This is a genomic window from Desulfopila inferna (assembly GCF_016919005.1).
GTDB classification, from domain to species: Bacteria; Desulfobacterota; Desulfobulbia; order Desulfobulbales; family Desulfocapsaceae; genus Desulfopila_A; species Desulfopila_A inferna.
This window is the reverse complement of sequence record NZ_JAFFQE010000025.1, coordinates 1-1,098: the sequence shown is the minus strand read 5'-3', so window position 1 is coordinate 1,098 and position 1,098 is coordinate 1. Positions and strand designations below refer to the sequence as shown.

Annotated in this window: 1 protein-coding gene and 1 pseudogene; both read right to left on the bottom strand. The window is 40.3% G+C overall.

Features of this window, described 5'->3' with window-relative positions; genetic code table 11:
- Nucleotides 1-800 (bottom strand): phage integrase N-terminal SAM-like domain-containing protein (locus JWG88_RS21265; protein WP_240194673.1); only part of this gene is annotated, 800 nt, incomplete at its 3' end.
- A 162-nt stretch (nt 801-962) separates the two neighbouring features.
- Nucleotides 963-1,058: pseudogene (locus JWG88_RS22275) on the bottom strand (hypothetical protein); the annotation flags it as partial.
- Between the last annotated feature and the right edge of the window lie 40 nt (nt 1,059-1,098).

The following is a 1,098-nucleotide window of genomic DNA, read 5'->3' as shown; positions in this document are numbered from 1 at the left end:
TCGTGTACATGGTAGCGCCTTAGTTCATTGTTATTTTCAACAACTGTGAGTTGTTTTGCCGGAAAAAACCACTGCCATACCAGTTCCCGTGCTGCATTTTTGTATTTGACTTCCAGCTGGTTTGGAAGGAAAACACCTGAATATCCGCCCTGGCAATCTCTTTCATGCAGTGCTATGACACTCTCCAGTTGTGTTTTGAGTTGGCTGAGCAAAATATCAGGGATGGGAACCGTTCTATCCTTTTTTCCTTTTCCATCGTGAATAGTGAGCACTTTCATGTCAAAATTAAAATTATTAACCCGAAGAGAAAGACACTCAGAGATACGTAAACCACACCCGTACATCAGGCTGATGATCAAATGATAAGGCATATTTAACTTCGCCAAGATTTGGTCTATTTCTTCTCTGCTGAGCACTACGGGTATATACGGTTTACGCTTTGCCCTGACGACGCCTTCCACCTTACCGAACTCTTTACCAAGGACGTGGCGGTAGAAAAATAATAATGCATTAAAAGCCTGGTTTTGGGTGGAAGCCGCAACCCTTTTTTCCACAGCCAGTGATGTTAAAAATTCCTTTACATCTTCAGTCCCCAGTAACCTGGGATCCTTACTCTTGGTAAATGCCTGAAACTTTCTCACCCAACCACTATAGGTTTTCAAAGTTGTCTGTGAATAGTGGCGAACACGAATACTATTTTGTAGCTTTGTGAATACTCCTGTCCAGTCAGAACTCTTTATTTCGATAGGTATTTCTTTATTTGAAGTTTCCCTGGATTTGGGGGAAACAATTTCTAACATTTTGTATTCTTGACGATTCTCACTGATTGTGTTAGGTGAAACATTGACACCGTGTATCGTAATATTTTTATGACTGTTATCTTTTTTCAGCTGCGAAGATTGAGTACATGCAAAATAGTACTGAATCGCTTGCTTCGCCTGCTTTTGCTGTTTTAATGACTGTCTCTTTTGGTCGAGCTTTTTTAAAAAAGCAGACAAGCTCTCATCCGTTTCTTGTTGGAATTGATATTTATGACAAAAATCAAGAAAATATCTCAACCACTTCAAGTAATACCGGTGTTGCCCGACAGGAACTCCT